The sequence below is a fragment of the Streptomyces sp. NBC_00249 genome, from assembly GCF_026342355.1.
Lineage (GTDB): Bacteria > Actinomycetota > Actinomycetes > Streptomycetales > Streptomycetaceae > Streptomyces.
The window spans coordinates 14169-36718 of sequence record NZ_JAPEMV010000016.1; the positions used below are offsets into that span (position 1 = coordinate 14169).

A 22550-nucleotide genomic window follows, 5' to 3' on the forward strand; every position below is an offset into this window, starting at 1 on the left:
CGCACCCGCGCCCCGCGCCCACGCCCCGCTCACGCGGCGATCCCCGCCCGCGCCGAGGCCAGCGCCCGCAGGCCCTCCACCGCGCCCGGGTACGTCGGCTCCCAGCCCAGCTCCCGGAACGCCTTGACGTTCGACAGCCGCAGGTCGGTGGTCATCAGGGTGTGCGCGAGCGGCGCCGCCCGCAGCACCCACAGCGGCACCTTCCTCGGCGCCGGCGCCCCGAAGGCCCGCGCCGCGACCGTGACGTGCCCGCCCCAGCTCATCGGGGTGTCGTCGGCGATGTTGTACGCCTGCCCGCCCCGCCCCGACTCCACGGCCAGGACCACCGCGCGGGCGGCGTCCTCCACCTCCACCCAGCTGACCGCGAGTCCCCGCTCGGGGACCACCGGCAGCTTGCGCCCGCGCAGCAGCGGCACGAGGTGCGCGTCGGTGGTGCCGGCCCCGTAGAACAGGCCGAAGCGGAGGCTGATCCCCTCGATCCCGTCGGTGGTGAAGGCCAGTTCCTCCTTGGTCCGCATCGCGCCGACGTGCCGCTCCAGCGCCGCGTTGGCGCCGCGCGGCCCGAAGCCGTCGTCCTCGCCGACGAGCGCCCCGCCGTGGTCCCCGTAGCCGTAGCCGAACATCATCGACTCCACGACCACCCGCCGCGCCCCGGTCTCGCGGGCGGCGGCCATCAGGTTCACCATGCCCTCGGTGCGCAGGCGGTTGGTGCCGTCCATGTCCTGGTGCCGGGCCAGGCTCTTGCCGCCCAGCGCGGTGGCGGCGTGCACGACCACGTCGAAGCCCCGCCCGTCGACCGCCCGCAGCAGCGCCTCACGGTCGAGCAGGTCCGCCCGTACGTCCATGCCGGCGCCCCGGCCCAGTCCCGCGACCTCGTGCCCCTCGGCGCGCAGGGCCCGTACCGCCGCGCGTCCCAGTACCCCGCTCGCACCCGCCAGCAGAACCCTCATGTCGGCCTCCTTCGTCGTCGTCGTCCCACAGAGGAGACCGACGAGGGGGCCGATCCGTGACACCCCCTCAAGTGACCCCGGTCACAGCACCAGCTCCCGGAAGAAGGCCCGTACGTCCCCCACCAGCAGTTCCGGCACTTCCATGGCGGGGAAGTGCCCGCCCCGGTCGTACGAGGTCCAGCGCACGACCGAGTCGGTGCGCGCGGCGACGTGCCGCAGCGGGATGAAGTTGTCCCGGGGGAAGTCGGCGAGGGCGGTCGGTGTGGACGACACCTCGGGCGGCTGCCCGTAGTAGTCGGCGTGCGCGCGCTCGTAGTAGATCCGCGCGGCGGACCCGGCGGTACCGGTGAGCCAGTACAGCATCACGTTGGTCAGCATCTGGTCCCGGTCGATCGGGCACCGGGGATCGCTCCACTCGGCGAACTTCTCCCCGATCCAGGCGAGCAGCCCGACCGGCGAGTCGTTCAGCGCGTACGCGAGGGTCTGGGGCCGGGTCGCCTGGATGTCGGCGTAGCCCTGCCGCTCCCGGGCCCACACCCGGTACCGCTCCCAGGAGGCCAGGGTCCGCTCCCGCTCGGCGGGGTCGAGGGCGGCCAGTTCGGCTTCCTGCGGTTCGGCGGTGGCGCCGGCCCCGGGCAGCAGGTTCAGGTGCACCCCGATCACGTTCCCGGGCCGTGCCCGGCCCAGCTCGCGGGAGATCGCGGCGCCCCAGTCACCGCCCTGGACCCCGTACCGCTCGTACCCGAGCTGCTCCATCAGTACGCCGAAGGCGCGGGCGACCCGCTTGAACTCCCAGCCGGTCTCGGTGGTCGGCCCGGACAGGGTGAAGCCGGGGATGCTGGGCAGCACCAGGTGGAAGGCGTCGGCGGGGTCCCCGCCGTGCGCGCGGGGGTCCGTCAGCGGGCCCGCGACCCGCTGGAACTCCACGAACGACCCCGGCCAGCCGTGCGTCATCAGCAGCGGCGTGGCGTCCGGCTCGGGCGAGCGGACGTGCGCGAAGTGCACCCGCGCCCCGTCGATCCGGGTGGTGAACTCCGGCCAGCGGTTCAGCAGCGCTTCGGCGGCCCGCCAGTCGTACTCCTCGCGCCAGTACCGTACGAGCTCGCGCACCTCCCGCAGCGGCATCCCGTACGCCCGTCCCACCCCGTCGAGCTCGTCGGGCCACCGCACCCGCCGCAACCGCTCCGCGAGGTCGTCGAGCTCCTCCTGCGCCACCGCGACCCGAAACGGCACAGGCCCCACACCGTGATCATCCATCCCCTCACGATGCCAGCCCGCCGCCCCGGCCCCGGGACCGGGTCCTAGGCCGCGTAGAGGTCGAAGGTGGAGCCGCGCCTGGGGCCCGCCGGGACGTCGAGGGCCGGGTCCACGGTCAGCATCGCCTGGTGCAGCCGCTGCAGCTGCGGGGACGGCTCGACGCCCAGGTCCCCGATGAGGCGGTTGCGCAGCCGGCGGTAGACGTCCAGGGCCGTCGCCTGCCGGCCGGACCGGTACAGCGCCACCATCATCTGGGAGTGCAGCCCCTCGTGCTGGGGGTGCCGGGCGGTCAGTTCGGTGAGTTCCGCGAGGAGTTCGGTGTGCCGCCCGAGCCGCAGGTCGACGTCGATCCGCCGCTCCACCGCGACCAGCCGGCTCTCCTCCAGCCGCATGACCTCGATCTCCAGGACCGGCCCGACCCGTACGTCGACCAGTGCGGGCCCCTGCCACAGCGCGAGCGCGCCCCGCAGCAGCCCGGCGGCTCCCTCGTCGTCACCGTCCTCGAAGGCGCTCTGGCCCTCGGCGACGAGGGTGTCGTACTCGTTGACGTCGACGGCCCGCGAGGGCACCTGCAGCAGGTACCCGCCGTGCCGTGTCGCGAGCAGCTCCTTGGCGCCCTGCGGCCGGCCCGGCCCCATGGCCGTGCCCAGCCTGCGGCGCAGCTGGAGGATGTACGTCTGCAGGGTGGTCAGCGCGCTGTGGGGCAGGTCGTGGCCCCAGATCTCCTCCATGAGGGTCGGTACCGGCACCACCCGCCCCGGGTGCAGCGCGAGCAGGGCGAGGATCTGCCGCGGCTTGCCCGCCGTCGGCACGATCGAGCGCCCTTGGACCTCGGCGCTCAACGGACCCAGAACCTGAATTTTCACGGTCTCCCCTCCGCACTCCAGAGACGGCCTGGACGGCCTAGACCCCACTGCCGAGGAACTCGTAACACCGCTCCCCGCCCACCGCACGGGCATCGACCGCTCCCGTCCGGTACTCGCCGACCCGGTCCTCCCCGACCAGGCTCGGCAGCAGCAGCCCCCACAGGGCGGCCACCTTGCGCTGCAACTCCCAGTACGTGAGCCCGGTCCCGGCCAGGACCTCGATCCCGCAGACGGCGGCGGCCACCAGCGCCTCGGCGCTCTCCCACCCGTCGGGCCCACCGCTCGCACCGGTCCCGTCGGCGGCGTCCTCGCCCGCCGCGCCGCCCGCCGCACTGCCCGTCCCGCGCAGCGGCAGTTCACCGACGTCCCGCGCCATCCTCAGCAGCCCGCACACCGCCGAGAGCCACGTCCCGTGGAAGTCCACCACCGCCGGCAGCTGCCCGGCGCACTCCTTCGTGATCCGGAAGCTCGCCGGGATCGCCGGGTCCTCGTGCAGCGTGCGCGCCAGCCAGTGCGTCGTGTCGATCAGCGCCTGCAAGGGCGAGGCACCGGACTCGCGCAGCCCGCGCACGGCCTCGTGCAACAGCCCGCAGCCCCGCTGCTGCACGGCGTCCGCGAGTTCGTCCTTCGAGGCGAAGTGGAAGTACAGCGCCCCCTTCGTCACTCCGGCCGCACCCGCGATCTCGCCGAGCGTCGCGTTGGCGTATCCGTTGCGGTGGAACATCTCGGCCCCGGCGAAGACCAGCCGCCTCCGGGTTCGCTCCGACCTCTCCTGCACCGCTCCGTCTCCTTCCGCCCCCGGCTTCCTTGCGCCGCGGGCACCGTCCAAGCCCGCCGCCCGCACCGGCCGGGCTCAGGCCCGTACGAGCCGCTCGACCCGCACTCCCCCGGCCACGGCCTCACCGGCACCGACGCCGACCCCGGCGCCCACCCCGGCGCCTACGCCGACCCCGGCAGCCGCACCGGCCGCGACGCCCGCGCCTTCCGGACCCGCCATCAATATCGAGCGCTGCAAGCGGCGCAGCGCCCCGGACGGCTCCAGCCCCAGGTCCCGTACGAGGGTGGCGCGCAGCCGCTGGTACACGTCCAGGGCCTCGCCGCGGCGCCCCGAGCGGTGCAGGGCGAGCATGAACTGCCCGTGCAGGTTCTCGTGGGTGCGGTAGCGGCTGGCCAGCACGGTCAGTTCCGCGAGGAGTTCACGGTGCCTCCCCAACCGGAGGTCGGCCTCGATGCGCTGGTCGAGCGCGCACAGCCGGGTCTCCTCCAGGCGGCGGGTCTCCATGTCGAGCTGCACGCCGCCCTGTACGTCGGCGAAGGCCGGCCCCGACCACAGGGCGAGGGCCTCGCGCAGCAGCCGGGCCGCGCCGGGGAAGTCCCCGGCGTCCATGGCCCGGTAGCCCATTCCGGACAGCCGGTCGAATTCGCGGACATCGCTGGTCCCGCCTCCGCTGCTGAGCAGGTAGCCGCCGGGGAGCGTGACCAGCACGTCCTTCGCGGTGCGCGCCCGGCTGCTGCCGTCGGTGTCCTCCAGCGCGGTCGCGATGAGCGCGCGCAGCTGGAGGACGTACGTCTGGAGCGTCGTACGGGCACTGCGGGGCGGTAATCCGCCCCACAGCTCCTCGATCAGTGCCGATACCGGCACGACCTGGTCGGCATGGAGGGCCAGGAGCGCCAGGACCTGCCGGGGCTTGGGGGCGGTCGGCGTGATGGAGATCCCGTTCTCCCGCACGGCCAGTGCGCCCAGTACATCGATGTCCACGTCGTACTCCCCTGTGTCCTTGGATGAGTCGCAAGAGTCAGTAGAAAACAGGCCCAGCGGTTTGTCAATATCAAACCGTCCGCGCTGTTTTGTAGCCAGTAATACTCCAGGTTCACTCAAGAACCCCAGCTGAGCTGCCCATACGGCCACACATCGAAAGTCTCAGGGCAGCACCGACCGCCTGGACCACCCCTTGACGGGGGCCGCAGGGCCTCCCGGGTTCCAGAAAAGAGACCGTTCAGTCTGTTTTATTGGCCGCGTCCAGCAGCCCGTCCAGGGCCTGCCCGTCAGCGGCGATCCGCGGCAGGAGCAGGGCCCAGATCCGGGCGAGGGTGTGCGGCGCGGCCCAGTCGGGCTCGGCAACGCCCAGCACCTCCAGGCCCACGGTCGAGGCCACGACCACGCGGGCCGCGTCCTGCGGGGAGACCCCTTCGGCGAGCAGCCCCGCCCGCTCCGCCTCGCCGAGCAACTCGCTCACCCAGACGCTCCACTGGCCGCGCAGATCCACCCGGCCGCGGTGCGTGACGTCGGCGGACAGCGCGAAGCCGGCCCGGACGACCACGTCCTGGGCGAGCCGGTCCATCAGCGTGTACGTGGAGGCGACGAGCGCCCGCAGGGGGTTCCCGTCCTCGCCGCGCGCTCCCACCCTCCGGGTGATGCGCCCCATGGCGTCCGCCGCCCGGTCCTCGACGGCCAGGGCGAGCGCGGTCTTGCTCTCGAAGTGGAAGTGCAGCGCGCCGGAGGTCAGGCCCGCCCGGCGGCTGATCGCGGCGATCGACGCGGCGACGAAACCCTCCTCGGCGAACGCCTCGGCGGCAGCGCGCACAAGGGCTTCCCGCGTGCGCGCCGCACGCTCCTGCTTGACCATGGGGGCTCCATCCGCGGCGGTTCCCCCTGGAAGGGACGCGAGATCCTCGCCGCCACAGTCGGCGCCCGCACCGGAGCCGGACCGGACTCCCACCGGAGCCCCACCCTCCAGTCAGCGTTAACGGCGTTAACGCCGTTAACGGCCTCACGGCATTAACGCCGTTAACACCCCCGGCCCGCCGCCCGCGTCACACGGCCGGGCACCGCCGCGCACTGAAGCGTTAACGGCGTTAACGCCGTTAACGCTCCCGCCCCCCTCACCCGGCGGGCCGCTCCGTCCCCCAGCGCCCCGCGCCGAAGCGGGCCGCCCCTGCGCACGCGGCAGCGCCGACGGCGAAGCCCAGCACGGCCGGGTTCACGTAACCGGGCACCGACCCGGGGTCGTAAGTCCCGCCGCCCGTCGTCTCACAGACGAAGCGCAGCGGCACGTAGCTCACGGAGTAGTCGATGACGTGCGCCGCCCGCTCCTCCTGCCCCGGCGTCCGGCACGGCATCGGCGGGGACGATCCGGCCCCGTGTTCCTCCGCGCCCAGGACCGCACCCGCGACGAAGAGCAGCCCCCACAGGTAGAAGGCCGTCGCGAGCCCGCCCAGCAGGAAGGCGAACCCGCGCAGCCACATCTCGCGGCCGGCCCGCCGCAGTCCGGCCCGGACCAAACCGGAGAAGCCGTAACCCAGCAGAACCAGTACGGCGATCAACGCGCCCGGTATCAGCGGCAGCAGCAGGAGCGTCATCGCGCGCGCAGGGCGTTCTGGGCGTCGACGTACCTGAGCATCAGCCGGGCGAACTCCAGCCGTTCGCCCTCGGTCCAGTCGGCGGTGATCTGCTCGAACGCCGAGCGCTGGTGGCGGCGGAAGCGGGTCATCAGCTCCCTGCCCTCGGGGCTGAGGTGGAGGACCGTGCGGCGGCCGTCCTGCTGGGAGGCGGCGCGGATCAGGTACCCGGCGGAGATGCAGTCGGACACCATGCGGCTGGCCACCGAGGGGTCGGTGCCCAGGTACTCGCCCACCCCTCCGACGGTGACCTCGCGGGCCTCGTCGTCCTGCTCCGCCTCCAGGACGATGTTCAGGACCAGGGTGCGGCTCAGGTCCTTCTGGGAGATGGGGTCCTCGACCTCCAGGAGGGAGGAGCGCCGCAGTTTCCCGAAGGCCGGGCCCACGGCGTTCAGCAGCTCATCGGCTGTTTCCGGCTCGCGCTTCGTCATGCCGCCCATCGTACATAGATGAACTCTCACAAACATGTGTTGACGTGAAAACGTGTGCATGCAAGCATGCATATGTCTTCAGCAAGCGAACACCGGAACGAACACCCGATCGGAGTCCCTCATGACCACCCTCGTCACCGGCGCCCGCGGCAAGGTCGGCCAGGCCCTCATCACCCGTCTGCACTCCGCCGGCCTCACCGTCCGCGCCGCCAGCGCCCGCCCCGCCGAACTGACCGTCCCCGACGGCGTCGAGACCGCCGAACTGGCCCTCGACCGCCCCGAGACCTTCGCCTCCGCGCTCCGCGGCGTCCGCCAGGTCTTCCTCTACCCGCAGCCCGCCGGCATCCACGACCTGGTCGAGGCCGCCGAGGCCGCCGGCGTCGAGCACGTCGTCCTGCTGTCCTCGTCCTCGGTCCTCGGCCCCGACGCCGAGAACGACCCGCTCGCCTCCCACAGCCTCAAGGTCGAGCGCGCCCTCGCCGCCTCCGACTTGACCTGTACGTTCCTGCGCCCGGACGCCTTCGCCAGCAACTCCCTCGGCTGGGCCCGGCCCATCGGCCGCTCGATGCCGGTCCAGCTCGCCTACCCGGACGCACACATCGCGCCCATCCACCCCGAGGACATCGCCGACATCGCCTTCGAGGCCCTGACCGGCACCGCCCTCACCGGCCGCTCGCTCACCCTGACCGGCGCCGAATCCCTCACCTTCCGCGAGCAGTTGGCCGTCCTCTCGGACGCCGTCGGCCGGGAGATCCCCGTCGAGCACATCAGCCGCGCCGAGGCCGAGCAGCAGATGTCCGGCCACATGCCCGCGCCGATGGTCACCTCGCTCCTCGACCTGTGGGAGGCCGCCGACGCGCACGGCCCCGCCACCGTCGCCGACACCACCGAGACCCTGCTCGGCCGTCCCGCCCGCAGCTTCCGCCAGTGGGCCGACGAGAACGCCGCCGCCTTCACCCGGCACTGACCGGGAGGGCCCGTACGCCCTTCCCCGCGCCCAAGGAAATCCGATGCCCTCCGCCCCCTCCCGAACCCCCGCCACCGTTAACGGCGTTAACGCCGTTAACGCCGCCCACCCCGATCCGCGCCGCTGGGCCGTCCTGGCCGTCGTCCTCTTCGCCGCGGTCCTCGACCTCCTCGACGCCACGGTCACCAACATCGCCGCCCCGGCCATCACCGCCGACCTCCACGGCGGCGACACCCTCGTCCAGTGGCTCGGCGCCTCCTACGCCCTGGCCATGGGCGTCCTGCTGGTGGTCGGCGGCCGGCTCGGCGACCGCTTCGGACGCCGCCGCCTGTTCCTCGTCGGCCTGTCCGGCTTCACCCTCGCCTCCGTCGCCTGCGGGCTGGCCGCCGGGCCCGGCTCCCTCATCGGGTTCCGCCTGCTCCAGGGGGCGTTCGGCGCCCTCGTCATCCCGCAGGGCTTCGGCATCCTCGGCGCGGTCTTCCCCCGGGAGGAGATCGGCAAGGCGTTCGGGGTCTTCGCTCCCTGCCTCGGCCTGTCGGCGGTCAGCGGCCCGGTCCTCGCCGGTTTCCTCGTCGACGGCTTCGGCTGGCGCTCCATGTTCCTGATCAACATCGTCCTCGGGGGCCTGGCCATCACCCTGGCCGTACGGCTCCTGCCCCGCGACGCCGGCGACGCCACGGTCACCGTCGACGCCCCCGGAGCCGCCCTCCTCGCCGCCACGATGCTCGGCCTGCTCCACGGCCTCATCGACGGCTCCGGCCACCGCTGGACGCTCCTCCCGGTCCTCTCCGTCACCGCCGGAGCCGCCTCCTTCGCCCTGTTCTGCCTACGCCAGCGCACCGCCGCCGCCCCCCTCGTCGAGCCCTCACTGCTGCGCAGCCGGGGCTTCACGTCCGGCCTGCTCCTGGGCCTCGTCTTCTACGCGGCTGTCGCGGGCCTGCTCCTCGTCCTCTCCCTCTTCCTCCAGAACGGGACGGGCCGCACACCCGCCGGGGCCTCGCTCGCCCTCGCCCCGATCGCGGTGGGCATCGTCGCCGCCTCGATCGCCGCGCACCCGCTGAAGGCCCGACTCGGCCGGACCCTGGTCCTCGCCGGCCTCCTGCTCACCCTCACCGGCACCCTGTCGCTCCTGGCCCTGGCCCAGGCCGCCACCCCGACGCCGTGGACCCTCGCCGGGCCGCTGTTCCTCACCGGCCTCGGCCTCGGAACCTGCTTCGGCACCCTCTACGAGGTCACGCTCGGGGACACCGGCCCGAAGCAGGCCGGCAGCGCCGGCGGCTCCCTGTCAGCCGTCACCCAGCTCGCCAACAGCATCGGCGCCGCCGCCGTCACCACCGTCTACTTCCACACCCCGGGCTCCGCCACCGACGCCCTCACCCACAGCCTCGCCGCCGTCGCGGCGGCCACCCTCGCCTGCTGCGCCCTCGTAGGGCTCCTCCCCAAGCATCACGCGCCCACTTCGGAGTGACGACATGAAGCCCATCGGCTACTGGCTCAACCGCACCGACCAGGCCCTCACCGACTCAATGGACTCCCTGCTGTCCGAGTCCGGCCTCACCCGCCTCGGCTGGCAGGTCCTCAACGTCGTCGAGGACACCCCGCAGGCCACCGACACCGACGTACTGACCTTCCTCGCCGCCAACGCCGGCCCCGCCGACCTGACCGCCGCGATCCGCACCGGCCTCGACGACGGCTGGCTGACCCGCCCGGAAGCAGGCCGTCTCGCCCTGACCGCCGACGGCCGCACCCGCCTGGCGGCCGTCGCCGAACACGTCGCCGCCTTCCGCGCCCTGTCCACGACCGGCATCTCCCCGGAGGAGTACCGCATCGCCGTCTCCGTCCTGGAACGCATGACCCACAACCTCGAGCACCGTTAACGGCGTTAACGCCCGACGGCCCCGCAGCCCCGCGGACCGGCCACCGTTAACGGCGTTAACCCCCCGCAGCCCCACCCCGCACCGTTAACGCCGTTAACCCCCTGAGCCCCACGCCCCCGCAACCCCGCAGCACCCACCCCGGCCAACGCCCTACGACGCCGCGCCTCAGCCACCGTTAACGCCGTTAACGCCGTTAACGCTCCACGACCCCGCAGCCTCCGGCACCGCCATCGTTAACGCCGTTAATGCCCCCGCGCCGCCACGGCCTCGCCACCGTTAACGGCGTTAACGCCCCGCACCTCTGCTGCTTCCCGCACCGGACCATTAACGCCGTTAACGCTCCACGCCCCACGTGCCCGCCACCCTTAACGCCGTTAACACCCCGCGCCCCGCGCACCCGCCACCGTTAACGGCGTTAACGCCGTTAACGCCCCACAGCCCGCCGCCCCGCGCACCCGCCACCGTCAACGCCGTCAGGCCTGAGCACCCGCACCACCGGCCCCGTGGCAGCCGTCGTCACCAGAGCCATCAGCACCAGCATCGTGAACAGCTCGGCCCCGATCACCCCCAGCCCGAGGCCCACGTTCAGCACCACCAGCTCCGTCACGCCCCGGCAGTTCAGCAGCGCCCCCAGCAGTACCGCGTCCCGCGCGCCCTGCCCCGCCACCAGCGCGGCGGCCGTCGCCCCGCCCCACTTCGCGACGACCGCCACCGCCAGCACCCCGGCCGCCCACCACCACGCCCCACCGCCGCCCCCACCCAGCAGCCCCACATCGGTCCGCAGCCCGCTCCCCACGAAGAACAGCGGCAGCAGCACCGGCACCACGAACTCCCGCATCCGCCCGGCCGCCCGCTCCACCGCCTTCACCCCCCGCGGCATCACCGCCCCGAGGACGAACGCCCCGAACAGCGCGTGCACCCCGAGCGCGTCCGTCCCGTACGCCGCCAGGCAGATCCCCCCGAACAGCAGCGCCGCCACCCCGCTCCCGGGCCGGCCCGTCCCCCGCCGCACCCCCCACCCCGCCGCCGCCCCCCGCGCGAGCAACGGCCGCACCCCCCACCACATCCCGGCGAGGAACACCCCGGCGAGCGCGGCCCGCCCCAGCCCGGCCCCCACCCCGCCGCCGCCCGCCACGGCCACCACCACCGCGAGCAGGCACCAGGCGACCACGTCCACCACCGCCGCGCACGCCATGGCGAGGGATCCCACCGGCGTCCCGTACAGCCCCTGTTCCGTGAGGATCCGCGCCAGTACGGGAAACGCCGTCACGCTCATGGCGACGGCCACGAACAGCACGAACTCCGCCCGCCCCACCCCCTCGGGCGCGAAGGACCCGTACATCCCGAGCGCCAGCAGCCCCCCGAGCCCCAGCGGCACCCACACACTTCCCTGGCTCACCAGCACCACGGTCCGCCCGAGGCCCCGCAGCAGCCCGAGTTCCAGTTCCAGCCCCACCAGGAACATGAACACCACCAGCCCGAGGGTCCCCAGTACCCCCAGCTGCGCGGTCACCTCGTCCGGCAGCAGCCACTCCTGCCCCGCCGGCCAGACCCACCCCAGGAACGACGGCCCGAGCAGGATCCCGACCCCGATCTCCCCCACCACGGCGGGCTGCCCGAGCCTGCCGACCAGCGCGCCCCCGGCCCAGCACGCCAGGACCACCACCGCCACGGCAGCCAGCACCCCACCCGCCACAGCCCCTCCCCGAACGCCGCATGCCGAATGCCAAGCGCCAAGCGCCGAACGCCGAACGCCGAACAGCCCCCTCCTCCCCCGCGCCCACCCCCTCGCAACCGAACCCCGCGCTACTTCAGGGGGTCGCCCTGCTCCGCCCTACGCGCCACCAGCAGCCCGATCCCGTCCAGGATCCGCTCCAGCCCGAAGTCCAGCGCCTGGTCCTGCCCCCCGTGCGCGGCGACGGAGGCCAACGCCGCCCCGAGCGCCGGGTAGTCCGCGCCGTGCGTCCGCATCACCTCGCCCAGCACCGCCCCGAACTCCGCCTCCGGCCCCCCGGCCCCGCCCCCGGTCGCCCGCTCCTGCTCCGCGATGCCCCGTACGTGCCCGGCGATCAGCGCCGCCACGTCCATCTGCTCGGCGCCGCCCAGCCCGCACCCCTCCAGCGCCGCGACGGCCCGCTCCAGCCAGCCGACCTCCCGCGGCCCCATCACCCGCGCGCCCACCGTGGCCTCCAGCAGCCACGGATGCGCCCGGAACCCCGCGAGCAGCTCCCGCGCCCACACCCCGAGCCGCGGCCGCCAGCCGCCCCCGGCCCCCGCCAGCGCCGCGTCGAGCCCCGCCGCCGGGTCCGGCATCGCCGCCTCCGCCATCAGCGAGACCAGCTCCGCCTTCCCCGGGACGTACCGGTAGAGGGCCATTTTGGTGACCCCCAGCTCCCCGGCCACCCGCTGCATGGAGACCGCGCCCAGCCCCTCCGCGTCGGCGATCTGCACCCCCGCCCCCGCGATGCCCGCCAGCGTGAGCCCGCGCCGGGGCCCCCGCGCCGGCGTGACCGGCGGCCCCCACAACAGCCGCACCGCCGCGCCCCACTGTTCTTTCGTCACCGGATCCCCTTGCCTTCGAACCAAAACCGCGTCTACCGTACACAAATCAAATCAGTGTCCGGTGGACACACTTAATGCCCTGGAGCCCCCATGCCCTCCCCCTCGGTCCTGATCTCCGGCGCGAGCATCGCCGGCCCCGCCCTCGCCCACTGGCTCGGCCGCCACGGTTTCCGCCCCACCGTCGTCGAGATCGCCCCCGCCCTGCGCCCTGGCGGCCAGTCCGTCGACTTCCGCGGGGAGACCCACCTGACCGTCCTCGACCGCATGGGGATCCTCGACGAGCTCCGCCGCATCCAGACCGGCGGCACCGCCATGACCTTCGTCGACGCCTCGGACCGGGAACTCCTCCACCTGCCCGCCTCGTTCGCCGGCGGCGACATCGAGATCCCGCGCGGCGAGCTCTCCCGCGTCCTCTACGAATCGTCCCTGCCCACCACCGAGTACGTCTTCGGCGACTCCGTCACCGCCCTCTCCCAGACCCCGGCCGGCGTGGACGTCACCTTCCGCCGCTCCCCGTCCCGCCGCTTCGACCTCGTCATCGGCGCCGACGGCCTGCACTCCAACGTCCGCCGCCTGGCCTTCGGCCCCGAGGAGCGGCACGTCACCCACCTCGGCTACTACGCCGCCACCTGGAGCCTGCCCCGCGATCAGGCCCCCGCGCTGCGCCCCGGCTCCGTCGGCCACAACACCCCCGGCCGCCTCGTCTCCGTCGCCGCCTCCCCCACCGACCCCACCCGCGCGAACGCCTTCTTCCTCTTCGCCTCGCCCCGGCTCGCCTACGACCGCCACGACCCCGCCGCCCAGAAGGCGATCCTCACCCGGGCCTTCGCGGGACTCCCCTGGAGGAGCGACCAGCTCCTCGGCACCCTCGCCGCCGCCGACGACCTCTACTTCGACTCGATCAGCCGCTCCGACGTCGAGACCTGGTCCACGGGCCGAATCGCCCTCCTCGGCGACGCCGCCTGCGGCGCGACGATCGGCGGCATGGGCACGGGCACCGCCGTCGTGGCCGCGTACGTCCTGGCGGACGAACTCGCCCGCTCCCCCGAGGACCCCCGGGCCGCGTTCGCCCGCTACGAGGCCCTCGTACGCCCCTACGCCCAGGGCTGCCAGCGGGGCGGCGACCGCACGGGCCCCTTCCTCGCCCCCACCACCCGCCTCGGCCTCCGCCTGCGCAACACCCTCCTGAACCGCCGCAGCATCTTCAACTGGATGCTCCGACAAGCCCACACCGCCACCCTCCTCCCCCTCCCCACCCCCGCTGTCCCCCGTTAACGGCGTTAACGGCGTTAAGCGGAATCCCAACCCCCACTTAACGCCGTTAACACCCCCACCCATTAACGGCGTTAACGCCGTTAACGCCCCCCACCCCCTCCCCAGGCCCCAAAAAGTAACAACGCGAACCCTCCCACCCACCCCCAAACCATCCCCCTCGCCCCCCAAAAAAGTACTTGTCGACTGGTTTTCTTTGAACCGATCCCACTACATTGACCCCGTACCACCGGACGAGAACGGCACCAGGAGACACCCACGTGGCGAGGGTCAGGCAGGAACGGGCCGAGATCACCCGGCAGGCGATCCTCGACGGGGCGGCCATCGCCTTCGACCAAGCCGGCTTCGGCGGCACCAGCCTCAGCGACGTGGTCAAGCACGCCGGAGTCACCAAGGGCGCCCTCTACTTCCACTTCCAGTCCAAGGAAGCCCTCGCCCGCACCCTGATGGACGAGCAGTTCGCGGTCTCCCAGGACGTCCCCGCCATCGAGGACCCCGGGCTCCAGACCGTCATCGACCTGACCCACCAGATGGCGTCCGGGCTCCGCTCCAACGTCCGCATCCGCGCCGGCATCCGCCTGGTCATCGAGTTCGGTTCGTTCACGAGCCCGGACCCCTCCCCGTACAACACGTGGATCAAGACCTGTCGCAGCTGTCTGACGCCCGCCCAGGAGCAGGGCGACATCCTGCCGTCGGTCGACGTGACCGACCTCTCGACGTTCCTCGTCGGCTCGTTCACCGGCCTTCAGGTCACCTCGTTCGTCCGCACCGGCCGCGAGGACCTGCACGCCCGGGTCGTCGACCTCTGGAACTACCTCCTCCCGGGCATCGTCCCGGGCCCCCGCATCCCCCGCTTCGACCCGTCGGGCTCACCGGCCTGCCGGGCGGAACTCGACCTGCAGGCGTCTCCGGTCGGCTGACGGCGCGTCCAGGGCGGCCTCGCACACGCCGTGGTGATCCACGGGGGTGCTCACTACGGCGTGTGCGAGGCCGCCCTGTCGCACCCGTCTCCACCCACTTCGTTAGCAAAACTCAAGCGTGGCGCCCACGCACACCCCAGAACGTTAGTAAAGTCCCTCTCATGACTTCGCCCTCGTCCCCGAGCGACCGAGAGAAGGTCGTCTCCAAGCTCCCCCCGTGGCTCCGCCAGGAGTTGAAGATCCGCACCGCCCAACTGCGGGTCGACATCCAGGACGCCGTCCACGAGGGCATCGCGCACTGGAGCGCCCTCGCCTCCGCCCCCTCCCCCGTCGACACCTCCGGCGCCGAATCGTTCTCGACCTGGCTGCCCGCCGGCCAGTGGGAGTCCTTCCGTTCCGGCTCCAAGGACCGCGGCGTCTCCCTCATCCAGGGTCTCGCCCAAGCCGTGCGCCTCTGGCTGGAGATGAACCCGGCCCCCACGGTCAAGCGGCCCAGCGTCGTCCGCCGCATCGTCGTCTGCAACCAGAAGGGCGGAGTCGGCAAGACCGCCGTCACCGCGGGCACCGCGGAGGCCCTCGCCGAGGACCCGTCGACCCTCCACCCGGTCCGCGTGGCCCGCCAGCTGGCCCGCGTCCCGTCCGCCGAGGACGCCGACCACACCCACCAGGCGACGCACACCACGCCCCTGGACCTCGAAGACCTCCCGGGCCTGGGCATGCGCGTCCTGCTCGTGGACTTCGACCCGCAGGGCCACCTCACCAAGCAGCTCGGCCACCAGCCCCTCCCCATCGGCGGGGACAGCCTCACCTGCCACATGGCCGGCGAGGCCAAGGGCCCGCTCTCCGAGCTGATCGTCCCCGTCCCGGACGAGCGCTTCGGCGACCGCCTGCACATCCTCCCCGCCTGCACGGACGCCTTCCTCCTCGACGTCCGCCTCTCCACCGTCCGCGCCCGCGAGGCCGCCCTCGAACGCGCCCTCGCCCCCGTCGAGTCCGACTACGACGTCATCCTGATCGACTGCCCGCCCAGCCTCGGCCTCAGCATGGACGCGGCCATCTACTACGGCCGCCGCCGCGACACCGAACAGCCGGGCGCCTCCGGGGCCCTGATCGTCGTACAGGCCGAGGACTCCTCCGCCGACGCGTACGACCTTCTCACCTCCCAGATCAACGACCTGCGCGACGACCTCAGTCTCGACATCGACTACCTCGGCCTCGTCGTGAACCTCTACGACGGCCGGCGCGGCTACATCGCGACCTCCTCCCTCCAGGCCTGGATGGACATAAAGGATCCGCGGGTCGTGGCGATCGTTCCCGACCTCAAGGAACAGCGCGAGGCCGTACGCGTGAAGCAGCCTCTGTTCGTCTACGCCCCCAAGGGCGACCAAGCCGTCGCCCTGCGCGCCCTCGCCCGGGAGATCTCATGAGCAGCAAGGCCGACAAGCTCGGAGTCTCGGCTTCCTTCGCGCGGGCCCAGCCCGTGGGCGTCAGCTCCCGCCGTGCGGCCATCGCCGAGGCTACGGGCGCCCCCACGTCCGGCGTCGTCCCGCCGTCCGAGGTGCCCATCGACGCCCTCGCCCACAATCCGTTCAACCTCCGCGAGGACCTCACCGAGATCGAGGAACTGGCGGCGTCCCTCACCGCCCGCGGCCAGCTCCAGCCCCTCGCCGTCGCCACCCGCATGGCCTTCATGGAGGCCCACCCGGGCACCACCGACGGCCTGGGCCGCGCCCCGTACGTCGTCATCGACGGCAACCGGCGGCTGGCGGCGGCCCACCTGGCGGGCCTGAAGACCATCCAGATCCACGTCAACGACGCCCTCTCCGCCTCCGCCGCGGACATTCTGGAATCGGCCCTGATCGCCAACGTCCACCGGGTCGACGTGGCCCCCATGGACCAGGCCCGGGCCCTCCAGGAGCTCGTCGACGTCCACGGCTCCCAGGCCCAGGTCGCCAAGCGGCTCGGCAAGACGGCGGCCTGGGTCTCCCAGCGCCTGACCCTCCTCAACCTCACCCCCACCCTCCAGGAGAAGGTCGAGACGGGCGAGCTCAAGGTCGAACCCGCCCGCCGCATCGGCCGCCTCCCCCAGGAGGACCAGGCCAGCGCCGCGGCCGAGACCATCAACGCCGTCAACCCCCCGCGCCAGCGCACCCGCCCGGCCCCGCCACCCGTTAACGGCGTTAACGCCGTTAACACCCAGCCGCCCGCCCCCAACCCCACCCCCCGCATCACGATCTCCACGGACTCCCCGGAGACCATCGCGGACGCCCTCACCGCCCACCTCACCCCGGACGACCTGAAGGCCGTCACCGAGCTCCTGATGCTGCGGATCTGAGCACGGCACCCACGCGGGGGGCGCTGACGGCATTAACGCCGTTAACGCCCCCACGTGCGTTTCATGTGCGTTCAAACGTGCGCTTCGCATAGGCTGCACCCGGAGGTACCCATGAGCGAGATGAACGAACAGACCACCCTCTTCGCAGCGGTCGACGCCCTGCTCGAAGAAGCAGCCGCGCAGGACGGACTCCCCGACCCGGACGAACGCAAGCGCCTGCGCGAGGCCGCCGGCCTGAGCCAGGACCAGATCGCCAAGGCGCTCTCCGTCCGCCGCGAGACGGTCACCTCCTGGGAAACCGGCCGCACCGCCCCCCGCCCCCCGAAGCGCGCAGCCTACGCCCGCCTCCTCGAAGGCCTAGCCGCCCTCCACCCCCCCACCCCCATTAACGCCGTTAACGCCCCCACCCCTGCGGAGCCCGAGACCGTTAACGCCGTTAACGCCCCCCCGGCAGCCACACCCGCAGAGCCCCAAACCGTTAACGCCGTTAACACCCCCACCCCGGCCAAGCCCGAAACCGTTAACGCCGTTAACACCACTCCCGCACCCAAGCCCCCCACCACCTCCCCCACCCCTTCCCCTCAGCCCCCAAGCCCCCCCCCCCCTCCCCCTGGCAGGCAACGGCCCCCTGGCCGTCCTCGACGGCACCGGCCAAGCCCACGCCGCGGGCGGCCTCCTCCTCCCCCACCCCACTTCCGACCTCCCCTCCCTCATCGCCTGGGCCCTCGGCCCCGACGCCGACCTCCGCGCCCCCCGCCTCCACCGCAACGGCAAGGACGGCGACCCCCTCCTCGTCCTCACCGCCCCCGCCGCGGAGCGCCTCGGCCTGCCCCTCACCCTCGAGGACCGCCGCACCCTGCGCCTCCCCGACGACCACCCGGTCGTCAAGCAGCTCACCAAGGCCAAGTGGCAGCTCACCCGCCGCGGCTTCGGCCCCTGGGCCCGCGTCTACCGCCCGGCCTCCCCCACCACCGGCCGCCAGTGCGTCCAGCTCGCGGTGCTCCCCTGGGGCGCCCTCGACGCCCGCGCCTGGGGCGAGGAAACAGCCACCCTCCCCGCCCCGGAACTCGCCGAGCTGCTCACCACCTTCGCCGCCCGCGTCCTGACCCCCCGCGGCTCCACGGCCGTCACCGGCCTGGAACTCATGACGGCGCTACGTCCCCCCACCCGCGCCGCCCGCAACCCGCAGACCAACGCCTGGGAGTCGGCCCCCGTCGCCGGCTCCCTCACCCGCCCCGTCGATCCGGCCCCCCCGGAGGCCCCCGACGAACACCCGGTGGTCGCCGCCCTCCACCCCCGCTCCCACCAGCGCACCCCGGACCAGGTCCTCGACGAGGAGGCGTACGACTGGATCCGCGACGCCGAGCTCCTCACCGACGCCGAGTGCCACCGCGCCCACGCCGTCGGCATCGACGTGAACATGGCCTTCGCCGCGGCCGCCAACCGCCTCCCGGTCGGCCTGGGCCCCGCGACGCACACCACCGCCCCCCGCTTCGACCCCAAGCTCCCGGGCTGCTGGCTGGCGGACCTCTCGTCCATCGAGCTCGACCCCCGCCTGCCCAGCCCCTTCACCCCGCACGGCAAGCCGCCCACCGGCCCCGCCTGGTACGCGACCCCGACCCTGGCCTACGCCCAGGAGCTCGGCCACGAGGTCCGCCCCACCGAGGCCTGGACCCGCCCGGACAACGGCCCGTACCTCGACGCCTGGTACACCCGCCTGCGCGACGCCTACATCGCCACGATGGCCGACCTGGGCGTCACCTCCGCCCTCACGGAGTCGGAGTTCCTCCAGGCCATGCAGACCTACAAGACCAACGGCTCCCCCACCTCCACGGCCGTCCTCTCCGCCATCAAGTCCACCGTCAAGGGCGGCATCGGCAAGCTCCGCGAACGCCCCCAGGGCGCCGGCTACCGCCCGGGCGAGCCCTGGCCCGCCCTCGAACGCCCCACCTGGCGCCCCGACATCCGCGCGGCCGTCATCTCCACGGCCCGCGTGAACATGCACCGCAAGATGCAGAAGCTCGCCACGACAGCGGGCCTGCACCCCGTCGCGGTCCTCTCCGACTGCGCCGTCTACCTCTCCGACGGCCCCAGCCCCCTCGACTTCCTCCCCCACACCCCCGACGGCAAGCCCCTCCCCGGCGGCTTCCGCCTCGGCGTCAGCCCGGGCATGGTCAAACACGAGGGCACCCAGCCCCTCCTGTGGGCCGTCGAACTCCTCGACCAGCACCTCAACCCGGCCCGCCACATCAAGGGCCATGACGCAGCGGCAGACGGCGAGTAACCCATGTCCGACATCTCCGACGGCCTCACGAAAGCCGACGCCCAACACTTCACCCGCCCGATCCCCAAATCCGCGGGCGCCCAGATGCGCTTCCTCGTCAAGCAGCTGAAATCAACCAAAGCGGTATCGGCTCTCCTGGGCATCTCCCAACGCACGGTCGAGCGCTACGTCAAGAACCAGCTCAAGCAGCCCAAGCCCGCACTCGCCGCCCGTCTGGAGGACGAGGTACGCCGCCGCTGGCAGCCCCTGGTCCGCAAACGCGCCCGCGAGCAGGCCGCCCGCACCACCGGCCTGGTCGTCGAGACCCGCGCCCGCTTCGGCTTCACCGCCGCCCCCGGCACCACCGACGACGGCCGCATGCGCCGCATCACCCAGCACCTCCCCCCGGAGTACGCCGGCCGCCTCTTCGCGGCCCAGGAGACCGGCGCCACCGAGGCCCAGCTCCGCCACATCACGGCGGAGGCCCTCCAGGAGATCTACTTCAAGGACAACGGCGCCCGCGCCACGAGCCTCCTGGTCGAATTCACAGACATCGACTACATCGACTTCGCCTTCTGACGGCCCCCCAGCCACCCCCACAGGCCCCAGAAAACCAAAAGGGTCCCGGGATACCCCCGGGACCCTCTCACTCCCCTGAACCCCCCTCAGAGCCCGCCACAGCGGCCTCCTCGGGGAACAGGTCACCCTACGGCGTGCAACGTCCTCCGCCGCTTCGACTCCGCGGCCTTCTTCGCAGCGGCCTGCGCCGCCCGCTTCTTCCGCTGCTCGGCCAGCTGGTCCTGGTACTCCGCCACCGCCTGGTGGTAACTGGCGACATACCCCCGCGCGTCCAACCGCTCCTCCGCGGGCATCTCGTTCACCGCGGCGACGGCGTCCTCGAAGGAGTTGTACCCGGCCAGCATCGGGTTGATCTGGTAGACCCCGTTCCTGACCTTCCGCACCAGCTTCGCGAGCTCCAGGCTCCGCAGCGCGGCGTTCACGCTCGGACGGCTCAGCTCCAGCATGCCGCCGATGGTGGCCTGATCGATGAGGATCCGACCCCCCGGCTCACTCAGCGAACGCAGCTTCAGCAGCACACGGTACGCCGCAGGCGGAAGGTCGAGGTCGGAGAGAAGCCCGTCGGCGTTGACCGCAGCGAATCGCAAGGTGCTCACTGAGCTGTCCCTTCTTCCTTGCGCTGTGCCCGGCTCAGCCGGCGCGCAGCGCGCTCCTTGGACCGTTCGGCCCGCAGTTCCTCGATGGCCTGCCGCATGTGGTCCAGCGACGGGAACCGCACCAGGTCCGGCAGGCTCGTATCGCTGCGAATCTGCGAGATGGTGCTGTGCTGCTCCACCTTCACGAACTCACCCGCCGTCTCCGTCCCCGGGATGAACTCAGCCACCCGGTAACTGTAGGGCGGGTTGAACTGGTACACACCCCGCCGCACCTTGAAGACGATCCCATGAGACATGACGGTGTGCAGTGCCTCCGACGTCTTGGTGCGACTGACGTCCAGGATCGTAGCCATCTCCTCCTGAGTAAGTGGAATCCGGCCCCCCGCGCGCTGGCACGCGATCAGCAGCAGGATCAGCCTCAGGGGCAAGGCTTCCCTGAAGTACTGGGCGATCACCAGGAAGAACTCAAGACTGTCCATCGAGAACGCATTTGGCTGACTCTGCGTCCCGTAGAACTCCAGCGGCTTGCGCTCGCCGTCCAGGGTGAGCTTCCGGCTGGGGTACCGCTTCGCCAGGCTGTCCAGATCCTTGACCGGAGCCAGCGGCTGACTCCACGCCGAGATCGCGTCATCAACGGGGAGATCAGGACGCGGCGCGCGCGACGGACTCGGCCGACGGCGCTGTGGCTCTGATGACACGAGGATGCTCTCCACTTCGTTGATCTGCAGAGAGAGTATGTCAACAAGGGTGACACTAATGTCACGCTCGTTGACGTTCGGCGTGTCTTGTGTCCCCTCAGGAGGGACACATCTCAGCCACCCCCCTCCGGCCAAGCCCCCCTCGCCCCCTCACCCAACCCCGCCCTGCCCTCAAGCAGTTCAGCGACGTATCTCCGCAAGAACGTCAGCCTCCCCGACGTTTTAGCCGAAAAAGCGTCAGTCTCGCTGACGTTTTGTCGTCGTTCTGTCCCCCTAGCAGCGACACATCGACCGAGTTATGTCCCTCCTGAGGGGACATAACTTTCCCCCCGCACCCCGCCTGACCTGCGACAACGCATATCCGTACTCTCTATAGGCCGTCCCCTGCCGCGCTGCGCGTACTGAACGCCGTCTACAACACCTCACTAGAGCCCCACTCCTGACGCCCCAACACCCCAGCCGGCAGAACCACGGCTCCCAGACACCCTGTCCATAACCCCGCGGAATCTGACTGATTCCTATCTCTATCCCCATCCCACTTTGAATCACCCCCCGATCCACCATTAACGCCGTTAACACCCTCACCCACTTCCTGACCACACCTCCAACCCCTCTCGAACCCTTCTCCAGCCTGACCTTCGCCATGAACACCTCAGCCATTTCTCCAAAAACATTCCTCCAACCCCAGCAACAAACCCAACCCCCCACCCCCAGCCCCTCAAAGAAATCCCTACGCACTAAGCAAAAACGATCCACTTCCTCCTAGTAACTCGGTCCGCAGCATCCTCTTCAGCAAGGCTTCGAAACACCCCTGGCAAAACACCAGGTTCCAGAGCCCGGAGCAACACTCACCAGGTAACGCTCCTGCGGGTCTGAACCGCTCAGAAGTCCTAGGGCTCCTGAAACAAGTGAGTCACTCGCAGCAAGAACTTTTTCTCAAGCTGCCAAAATTCTCCTCTTCCTCACAGACCCAAACAGCCGGCAAACACCTGAGCCCCAGAACAGCTCCCAGACACCCAACTCCTCGGAACCCCAACCCGAAGCAACCAACAGTTGAATGGAACAGAACCGGCCATCCCCCAACCCTGAAACTGTTGGGCAGCAAAACAAGCCTTCATCGACGCCAGGCAGAACGGGATAACTTCAGGAGCCTCCCCTCCTGCGAGCGCAGCGAACAGGTTTCCGTTCCTGCCGCGAAGCGGCAGGAACCCCTTGGCTGCGAAGCAGCCTTCGCCGAGCGAAGCGAGGCGATCCCCCTCCCGCGAGCGCAACGAACGGGATTCGATCGCAGCCGCGCAGCGGCTGCGATTCCATGGGCTGCGAAGCAGCCCCGCCGAGCGAAGCGAGGCGGCTCCCCTCCAGCGAGCGAAGCGAGCAGGGTCCCTTCCCAGGCGCGCAGCGCCTGGAGTCCCTTGGGCTGCGAAGCAGCCCTGCCCGAGCGAAGCGAAGCGAGCCGGATTCGATTGCAGGCGCGCAGCGCCTGCAATCCCATGGGCTGCGAAGCAGCCCCGGGGAGCGAAGCGAGGCGACTCCCCTCCCTCGAGCGCAGCGAGCGGGGTCCCTTCCCAGGCGCGCAGC

21 protein-coding genes and 1 pseudogene are annotated in these 22550 nt (G+C 71.7%); 10 read left to right on the top strand and 12 right to left on the bottom strand.

Features of this window, described 5'->3' with window-relative positions; genetic code table 11:
- Positions 1 to 29: 29 nt before the first annotated feature.
- From OOK31_RS38955 to OOK31_RS38990, 8 genes are all read right to left on the bottom strand, one after another.
- Positions 30 to 950, bottom strand: coding sequence for an NAD(P)-dependent oxidoreductase (locus OOK31_RS38955; protein WP_267092178.1), 921 nt, complete (start codon positions 948 to 950; stop codon positions 30 to 32).
- An 81-nt stretch (positions 951 to 1031) separates the two neighbouring features.
- Positions 1032 to 2207 (bottom strand): epoxide hydrolase family protein, encoded by a 1176-nt coding sequence (locus OOK31_RS38960; protein ID WP_267092179.1) that lies wholly within the window; start codon positions 2205 to 2207, stop codon positions 1032 to 1034.
- 44 nt (positions 2208 to 2251) lie between these two features.
- Positions 2252 to 3073 (bottom strand): AfsR/SARP family transcriptional regulator, encoded by an 822-nt coding sequence (locus OOK31_RS38965; RefSeq protein ID WP_267092180.1) that lies wholly within the window; start codon positions 3071 to 3073, stop codon positions 2252 to 2254.
- Between the two features lie 37 nt (positions 3074 to 3110).
- Positions 3111 to 3851, bottom strand: a complete 741-nt coding sequence (locus OOK31_RS38970; protein WP_267092181.1) for a ScbR family autoregulator-binding transcription factor — start codon at positions 3849 to 3851, stop codon at positions 3111 to 3113.
- A gap of 75 nt (positions 3852 to 3926) precedes the next feature.
- Complete coding sequence (locus tag OOK31_RS38975) at positions 3927 to 4832, bottom strand: AfsR/SARP family transcriptional regulator (protein ID WP_267092182.1); 906 nt, start codon at positions 4830 to 4832, stop codon at positions 3927 to 3929.
- Positions 4833 to 5070: 238 nt separating this feature from the next.
- Positions 5071 to 5700, bottom strand: coding sequence for a ScbR family autoregulator-binding transcription factor (locus OOK31_RS38980; protein ID WP_267092183.1), 630 nt, complete (start codon positions 5698 to 5700; stop codon positions 5071 to 5073).
- A 256-nt stretch (positions 5701 to 5956) separates the two neighbouring features.
- Entirely contained in the window at positions 5957 to 6433 is a 477-nt protein-coding gene (locus OOK31_RS38985; protein ID WP_267092184.1) for a hypothetical protein, read from the bottom strand.
- Positions 6430 to 6903, bottom strand: coding sequence for a MarR family winged helix-turn-helix transcriptional regulator (locus OOK31_RS38990; protein ID WP_267092185.1), 474 nt, complete (start codon positions 6901 to 6903; stop codon positions 6430 to 6432). The genes OOK31_RS38985 and OOK31_RS38990 overlap by 4 nt, the downstream gene beginning before the upstream one ends.
- A gap of 121 nt (positions 6904 to 7024) precedes the next feature.
- Between OOK31_RS38990 and OOK31_RS38995 the strand changes: the two genes are divergently transcribed.
- From OOK31_RS38995 to OOK31_RS39005, 3 genes are read left to right on the top strand one after another with little or no spacing between them, the layout of a single operon-like run.
- On the top strand, positions 7025 to 7870 hold the full coding sequence (locus OOK31_RS38995) for an NAD(P)H-binding protein (RefSeq protein ID WP_267092186.1): 846 nt from the start codon (positions 7025 to 7027) through the stop codon (positions 7868 to 7870).
- A 43-nt stretch (positions 7871 to 7913) separates the two neighbouring features.
- Positions 7914 to 9338, top strand: a complete 1425-nt coding sequence (locus OOK31_RS39000; protein WP_267092187.1) for an MFS transporter — start codon at positions 7914 to 7916, stop codon at positions 9336 to 9338.
- Between the two features lie 4 nt (positions 9339 to 9342).
- Positions 9343 to 9747, top strand: a complete 405-nt coding sequence (locus tag OOK31_RS39005) for a MarR family winged helix-turn-helix transcriptional regulator (protein WP_267092188.1) — start codon at positions 9343 to 9345, stop codon at positions 9745 to 9747.
- A 424-nt stretch (positions 9748 to 10171) separates the two neighbouring features.
- Here OOK31_RS39005 and OOK31_RS39010 read toward each other — a convergent pair whose 3' ends face one another.
- Positions 10172 to 11443, bottom strand: coding sequence for a cation:proton antiporter (locus OOK31_RS39010; protein ID WP_267092189.1), 1272 nt, complete (start codon positions 11441 to 11443; stop codon positions 10172 to 10174).
- Positions 11444 to 11553: 110 nt separating this feature from the next.
- Positions 11554 to 12309 (bottom strand): TetR/AcrR family transcriptional regulator, encoded by a 756-nt coding sequence (locus tag OOK31_RS39015; RefSeq protein ID WP_267092190.1) that lies wholly within the window; start codon positions 12307 to 12309, stop codon positions 11554 to 11556.
- Between the two features lie 90 nt (positions 12310 to 12399).
- Here OOK31_RS39015 and OOK31_RS39020 point away from each other — a divergent pair, with 90 nt between their 5' ends.
- From OOK31_RS39020 to OOK31_RS39050, 7 genes and pseudogenes are all read left to right on the top strand, one after another.
- A complete protein-coding gene (locus OOK31_RS39020; protein ID WP_267092191.1) occupies positions 12400 to 13584 on the top strand; it encodes an FAD-dependent monooxygenase in 1185 nt (394 codons plus the stop codon).
- Between the two features lie 257 nt (positions 13585 to 13841).
- A complete protein-coding gene (locus OOK31_RS39025) occupies positions 13842 to 14501 on the top strand; it encodes a ScbR family autoregulator-binding transcription factor (protein ID WP_267092192.1) in 660 nt (219 codons plus the stop codon).
- Positions 14502 to 14662: 161 nt separating this feature from the next.
- A complete protein-coding gene (locus tag OOK31_RS39030) occupies positions 14663 to 15928 on the top strand; it encodes a ParA family protein (RefSeq protein ID WP_267092193.1) in 1266 nt (421 codons plus the stop codon).
- Entirely contained in the window at positions 15925 to 16836 is a 912-nt protein-coding gene (locus tag OOK31_RS39035; RefSeq protein ID WP_267092194.1) for a ParB/RepB/Spo0J family partition protein, read from the top strand. The genes OOK31_RS39030 and OOK31_RS39035 overlap by 4 nt, the downstream gene beginning before the upstream one ends.
- A 120-nt stretch (positions 16837 to 16956) precedes the next feature.
- Positions 16957 to 17139: pseudogene (locus OOK31_RS39040) on the top strand (helix-turn-helix transcriptional regulator); the annotation flags it as partial.
- Positions 17140 to 17833: 694 nt separating this feature from the next.
- On the top strand, positions 17834 to 19120 hold the full coding sequence (locus OOK31_RS39045; RefSeq protein ID WP_267092195.1) for a transcriptional regulator: 1287 nt from the start codon (positions 17834 to 17836) through the stop codon (positions 19118 to 19120).
- Positions 19121 to 19123: 3 nt separating this feature from the next.
- Complete coding sequence (locus tag OOK31_RS39050; RefSeq protein WP_267092196.1) at positions 19124 to 19678, top strand: XRE family transcriptional regulator; 555 nt, start codon at positions 19124 to 19126, stop codon at positions 19676 to 19678.
- 122 nt (positions 19679 to 19800) lie between these two features.
- Here the strand turns inward: OOK31_RS39050 and OOK31_RS39055 are convergent, their stop codons facing one another.
- Both OOK31_RS39055 and OOK31_RS39060 read right to left on the bottom strand, forming a co-directional pair.
- Positions 19801 to 20274 (bottom strand): MarR family transcriptional regulator, encoded by a 474-nt coding sequence (locus OOK31_RS39055; protein WP_267092197.1) that lies wholly within the window; start codon positions 20272 to 20274, stop codon positions 19801 to 19803.
- A complete protein-coding gene (locus tag OOK31_RS39060; RefSeq protein WP_323188313.1) occupies positions 20271 to 20987 on the bottom strand; it encodes a hypothetical protein in 717 nt (238 codons plus the stop codon). The genes OOK31_RS39055 and OOK31_RS39060 overlap by 4 nt, the downstream gene beginning before the upstream one ends.
- Positions 20988 to 22550: the final 1563 nt, after the last annotated feature.